General features: G+C 61.2%; 3 protein-coding genes. 1 reads left to right on the top strand and 2 read right to left on the bottom strand.

The window, feature by feature from the left end:
- A partial coding sequence (gene alaS, locus AC1DWI_RS16745; RefSeq protein WP_477725250.1) for an alanine--tRNA ligase occupies nt 1-1,540 on the top strand: 1,540 nt, incomplete at its 5' end.
- A 103-nt stretch (nt 1,541-1,643) separates the two neighbouring features.
- Here the strand turns inward: alaS and egtD are convergent.
- Both egtD and AC1DWI_RS16755 read right to left on the bottom strand, forming a co-directional pair.
- Nucleotides 1,644-2,672 carry an L-histidine N(alpha)-methyltransferase gene (egtD, locus tag AC1DWI_RS16750; RefSeq protein ID WP_477667811.1) on the bottom strand — a complete coding sequence of 343 codons (1,029 nt, stop codon included), beginning with the start codon at nt 2,670-2,672 and terminating at the stop codon, nt 1,644-1,646.
- Between the two features lie 247 nt (nt 2,673-2,919).
- Nucleotides 2,920-3,426 carry an N-acetyltransferase family protein gene (locus AC1DWI_RS16755; RefSeq protein WP_477725251.1) on the bottom strand — a complete coding sequence of 169 codons (507 nt, stop codon included), beginning with the start codon at nt 3,424-3,426 and terminating at the stop codon, nt 2,920-2,922.
- Nucleotides 3,427-3,577 lie beyond the last annotated feature (151 nt).

The raw sequence follows: 3,577 nt of genomic DNA on the forward strand, positions 1-3,577 counted from the left end.
AGCTGAAGAAGAACGCTTCTTCGAAACGCTGGAAATCGGCATGACGATTCTGGACACCGCTTTGGCTGGTGGTGCCAAGGTGCTGCCGGGTGACGTGGCCTTCAAGCTGCACGACACCTACGGCTTCCCGCTGGACTTGTCGGCCGACGTGTGCCGCGAACGCGGTGTGGAAGTTGATGAAGCCGGCTTCAAGGCGGCCATGGACAAGCAGAAGAACCAGGCACGCGCCGCCGGCAAGTTCAAGATGGACCGTGCGCTGGAATATTCCGGCGAAGGCCACGCTTTCACCGGCTACGAATTGCTCGAAGAGCCCGCCAAAGTCGTCGCGCTGTATGCCGACGGTGTGGCCGTGCAGGCACTCAATGCAGGCCAAAGCGGCGTGGTGGTGCTGAGCACGACACCGTTCTACGCCGAAAGCGGCGGCCAGGTCGGTGACCAGGGCCGGCTCACGGCTGCCGGCTCCACCTTCACGGTGGACGATACGCTCAAGATCAAGGCCGATGTGTTCGGCCACCATGGCACGCAGGAAGAGGGTACGCTGAAAGTCGGCGACACCGTGACCGCGCAGGTCAACACCGCGCTGCGCGCCGCAACCGTGCGCAACCACAGCGCCACCCACCTGATGCACAAGGCCCTGCGTGAAGTGCTGGGTGATCACGTGCAGCAAAAGGGTTCACTCGTGAATGCCGAGCGCACGCGTTTTGACTTTGCGCATAACGCGCCTGTTACTGACGCGCAGATCCGCGAGATCGAGGCGCGCGTCAATGCCGAAATTTTGTCCAACGTGGCCACCGATGCCAGCGTGATGGCCATGGAAGATGCCCAGAAGTCCGGCGCGATGATGCTCTTCGGTGAAAAGTACGGTGAGACCGTGCGCGTGCTGACGATTGGCTCCAGCAAGGAGCTCTGTGGTGGTGTTCACGTCAAACGCACCGGTGATATCGGCCTGTTCAAGATCGTGGCCGAGAGCGGTGTGGCGGCGGGCGTGCGACGTGTGGAAGCCGTCACCGGCGAAAACGCGCTGGCCTACTTGCAGACGCTCGAATCCACGGTAGAAGCCGCGGCCGGCTCGCTCAAGGCCAGCCCGTCCGAGTTGCAGGGCCGCATCAGCCAGGTGCTGGACCAGGTCAAATCGCTGGAGAAAGAAATCGCCGCGCTCAAAGGCAAACTGGCTTCGTCACAAGGCGACGAGCTGGTCACGCAGGCTGTCGACGTCAAGGGCCTTAAGGTGCTGGCCGCGAAGCTGGAAGGCGCCGATGCCAAGACGCTGCGCGACACCATGGACAAGCTGAAAGACAAGCTCAAGACCGCCGTCATCGTGCTGGCCGCCGTCGATGGCGACAAGGTGCAGATCGCCGCGGGCGTGACCGCCGACAGCGTGGGCAAGGTCAAGGCCGGTGAACTGGTGAACTTTGTGGCCCAGCAGGTGGGCGGCAAGGGCGGAGGCAAGGCCGACATGGCCATGGCCGGCGGCACCGATGCGTCCAAGCTCGGTGATGCACTGAAGTCGGTGCAGGCCTGGGTGACCGAGCGCGCCTGAGGCGGTCCGTCAAAGCGCTATTAATTTGATAGCTGCTCGCGCAAGGTAGTAAAGGGCTGGAGGCCAATTTCGTTCAAGAAATTGGCCTTTTTTCATTGCTTTTTCACTCAATAGCGGCCCAGAACACCGCAAACCAGCTTTGCGGGTCGGTCCAGTAGCGAACCTGCCCGAATCCGGCCTGCCGCAGCAGCGCCGTCATGCTTTCCAAGGTGTACTTGTAAGAGCATTCGGTGTGGATGCGCTCGCCGGCGCCAAAGCGCCGCGCATGCCCAGGCCAGCGCACCGTAAGGTCCGACAAGGCTTCCAGGTGCATTTCGATGCGCGACTCCGCGGCATTGAAGAGCGCCACATGGTGCCACTGGCGAACATCAAAATCCGCCTGCAGGAGCTCGTTGACGTTGAGCAGCAGGTTTTTGTTGAAGGCAGCGGTCACGCCCAGCGCGTCGTCATAAGCCGCTTCCAGCCGTGCGGTGTCCTTCACCAGGTCAATGCCCAGCAGCAGGCCGCGCGCCTTGCCTTGCGCCGGGTCGGCGATGTGCTGCAAGAACCGCAGGGCCTGCGCCGGATGAAAGTTGCCCAGGCTGGAGCCGGGGTAGAAAAACACCCGTTCCTGGCTTTGCACTTCGCGTGGCAATACCAGGCCGGACGAAAAATCCATGCCCAGGCCGACGATGTCGAGCGCGGGGAAGCTGTTTTGCACCTGCGCGGCGGCATCGCGCAAAAATTCCACCGAGATGTCGACCGGCACATATTGCCGCGGCTGAAGATGCGGAATGAGCGCTGCAGCTTTGGCGCAATTGCCGGCGCCCAGGTCGATCAGGCAGGCGTTGTGGATTCCGTTCGCGCTCAGCGTGGCGGCAATCTGCGGGTAGGAGGCCGCAAATATGGCGGCCTCGGTGCGGGTTGGATAGTACTCATCCAGGCCCGTGATCGCCTCGAAAAGTTTCGAGCCTAACTCGTTGTAAAAGAATTTGGGGCCGATGGTGGCCGTGGGTTCAAGCAAACCCTCTTCCAGCTCCTGCGCCACATTTTGGGTCTGGCCCGATTGCGACTCGTTGTAGAGGTTAATGAACTGCGGCGATGCCGTTGGCAGGGCCTCAGCCAGGCCGGGAAATTTGAGGGGCAGGTTCACGTTGGGTCAGCCAGTTAAGTGATATCGACAGATTTAAAAGCAGATAGCGAAACGCCTTTGTAGGACTGAACCGCTTTGGGCGCAAGCGGCGCCGGCCAAATGCTGTCCTATATAGGGTTCTTTTTTGGATCGCCCGCTGGGCTGAGCGCGGTCAATCGCCGCTATCTGTACTTCCTGTGTCACTTGGTCGCTGAATGCTGCCATTTCTTACAAAAAGCCGGGTCTGCACCGATATTGCACGACCGGCTCAGGGCGTTGGCTGAACCTGGCTTGTGTCCCCCAGAGCGAAGTGCTGCAAGGTGTCACCGGCCATGYGGTAGCGCACCCATTCAGCTTGCGGCCTGGCGCCCAGCGACTGGTAAAACTGGATGGCCGGCTCGTTCCAGTCCAGCACGCTCCATTCGAGCCGCCCGCAGCCGCCGTCAAGGGCCAGCCGGGCCAGGTGGCGCAACAGCCGCTTGCCGGCGCCGCTACCCCGGTGTTGGGGCGATACGTACAAATCCTCCAGGTACATGCCTTTGCGTCCCAGCCAGGTGGAGTAGCTGAGGAAGTACACCGCAAAGCCCACTGGCTGGCCGTCTATCTCGCAGATGAGGGCGCGGGCAGGCGCCTCGGCCTCAAACAGGCTGCGCTCTATGTCTGCGACGCCCGCGATGACCTCGTGCTCAGCTTTTTCATAGATGGCCAGTTCAACGATGAAGGCGTGAATCACTGCGGCGTCGCCGGTTTGGGCATTCCGGATATGGATGTTCATGAAGTTCCTGTGATTTGTGTGAAGGCGCCGGCTGGCGCATGCAGCGGATGCTATACGGTCCCTAAAATGCAGGCAGTGCATGTTCTTGCCGCGATAGAAGTCGTCCATCCCATCTACCCCTCAACCTGCGTACCAACACCAGGGCCCATGC

It is taken from the genome of Polaromonas sp. P3_C2, assembly GCF_056402675.1.